1 protein-coding gene is annotated in these 2,758 nt (G+C 51.4%); it reads right to left on the minus strand.

The genetic code is table 11. The features are described from left to right. The coding region (locus ACYVI1_RS31595) for a ligand-binding sensor domain-containing protein (protein ID WP_460915690.1) at positions 1–2,559 on the minus strand (2,559 nt) is incomplete at its 3' end. Positions 2,560–2,758: the final 199 nt, after the last annotated feature.

Here is a 2,758-nt window from a genome sequence, read left to right on the forward strand (position 1 = left end):
CTCCAGGCCCCGGTTGGTGAGCAGGTAGTTCTGGACCGAGTTGAGGCTATTGAACAGAAAGTGAGGGTTCATCTGGGCCTGCAGGGCTTTGAGCCGCCACTGGGCCACCTGCAGGTCGAGCCGGTTTCGTTCGGCCAGGGTGTTGACCCGCCAGCGCATCATGGCCACCAGCAGACCCGCAATGAACAGACCAACAAGTGTCTTAAAAAACCACGTATTGGTGAAATAAGGCTTCACCGTTACCTGAAGAAGTAAGGGTGTGGTGGTCTGTATACCAAAGTTATTACTGCTTCTGACGCGCAGGGTGTAGGCGCGGGCGGGCAGGTTGGTGAACGAAACGGTATGCTGGTTGCCCAGGTCGACCCAATTGGGTTCATACCCCTCCAGTTGATAGCTAAACATATTTTTGGAGGCTGGCTCAAAGTTAAGGGTGGAGAAGTTGAGGGTGATGGCGTTCTCATCGGGCTGGAGCACAATGGGCTGGGTGAGGTCCTGGTGGAGCCGTTTGCCCTTTACTTCTACCGAACTGATGGCGATGCGCGGAATAACTTTGGTATGAACCAGAGCATTGAGATCCAGGACATTCAGCGCATTCACATGCCCCAAAATCAATTTATTTGCTCCCTGCCTGAGAAACCCAACCGGGTAGTTGCTGTTTAAGCCTTCAATGGTGGTAAGGTACTTTATTTTTCTGGTTTTGGGATTGGCAATATGGATACCCTCGTTGGTGCTGAACCAAAGGTTGCCCAGGTCGTCTTCGCAAACATTGGAGCAGTACGTATCATTCAGTTTATCGTGCTGATAATCAAACGAAACCACAATTGCGCCCGTCGCTGAAATTTTATTGACCCCTCCCCACGTGGCTACCAGCATCGACCCCTTATAACTCCGTTGCAGTCCATTGATGCAAAGTCCGCTCAATTCTTTCCCCTTATTGACAGGCAGGTTTCTGATGTTGATAAACGCAGCCCGGTCTTCATCGAAATAATACAAACCATTGGGACAGGTGGCCACCCATATTTTGCCATCAGTCCCCTCGCTAATCGTTTTTATATAGTTATTACGGACAAGTTGTTGTCCCACCGAATCGGGCCAGAGTTTATACGCCGTATCGGTTACAGGGTCAATTACTTTCAGCCCCTGCGTCAGATTGGCAATCCAGAACCGTCCTCTCCGATCCAGCAACCCATCTCTGAATTCGACGGAGGTGAACAAACGGGACGCTGCGGGAAGCCTCGAAAAACTGCCCTTCGCCGGATTACCCACAAACACGCCTTTGTCGGTAAACGCGACAGGACGGTTGTGAATCCACCGGAGCTGATAGGTGTAGGCACTGACGGGATAGGGCCACAGCCGAAACTGATTCGTTGCCGGTTGCCAGTGCAGAGCGCCTGAGTGCGAAAGCCCCAGCAGATACTGACCACCCGGCAGTTGTAACGGACTGGTTACCTCAACCTCCAGCCGAACGGCACTGGCCGGTATGTCAATGGTGTGAATGCCCGGATTGCGATACCGGTATTTGAACAGCCCCTTGCGGGTACCAATCCAGAGAATACCGTTGTCTTTATCGTCATACATGGCCTTGACATGAATCCCTTTATTCCGAAATTCAGGTGGGTAATAAACCTTTTTCTGGTCGGGATAATAAAGGATCAGTCCTTTTTCCGTACCAATGAACAGCAGTTGTCGGCCATTGGCATCAACCGATTCCTGCCCGCAGATTACGTTCTGATTTTCAAATCCTTTCGCCAGGAACAAAAACGATTGATCGCCAGACCCGCCCCGTCGGACCGCTCCCTTCGGAGACCCTCCAGTCCGGGACCTTCCAGTTGAGGGCGAAAAGCGGATCAGACCGGTGTCGTAGGCGCCCAGCCAAATATCGCCCTGGGCGTCCTCAAAAGCCATTTCAAGGCGGGCGGGGCGTTTGTTTGGCCCCTGGGGGGCTTCGAGGCCCAGCAGGCAGGTGAGTTGGTCGCGTTGACGGTCGTAACGGTATAATCCAATTTCTGAAATGATCCAAAGTCTCCGCTGGCTGTCTTCAAAGAAGGTAGCATCCTGGTGGATGTTCATGGCAGAAGAAAGTATGTACCCCCGATGCTTTTTCCGGGCCGGGTCATAGCGCTTCACCGACGTTAGATCGCATGTCCAGATCTGGTTAAACGAATCAACGAATACCCGATCATGCATATCGTTGGTTCGATCAGTGTCAGTATAGTTATTTTCCAGAATGGTTTCGAGGGTTAAGGTTTTAGGATTAACCCTACATAAACCCTTCGTGGAAATTGATGCGTAGACAATACCCGCCGAATCGGCAGAAACACCGGAACTGTACCCTAACGCCTGATTGTCTATTAGTTGAAACGTGTAGCCGTCGTAGCGGCAGATACTTCGGCCTGTACTAATCCACAGAAAACCGGCTTTGTCTTTGGTTATGCACCACACTTCATTGGACGGAAGCCCGTCTTTGGTTGTCAGGTGTTCAAACGTCAGCGTTGGCAGTTGGGCATAGGTCTCCCAACAGGCAATAAGAACCAGCAGGCAACTCACTACATACCGCATATCGTAACGCTTAACGAGGCTAAATTAACGCAACTCAGGGTCTAATGGCATAGCAAATGCCGGGCATCGCCCTACATTTTTTCAATTGGAATGGTCATGCGTACCCGGGTACCAGCCGGCCGGTTGGCTTCATCATACAAATCAATTACCTCAATCCGGGCCGAACTGTCCTTCCGACGAAACGACTCGAAAATGCCCC

It is taken from the genome of Spirosoma areae (assembly GCF_054781775.1).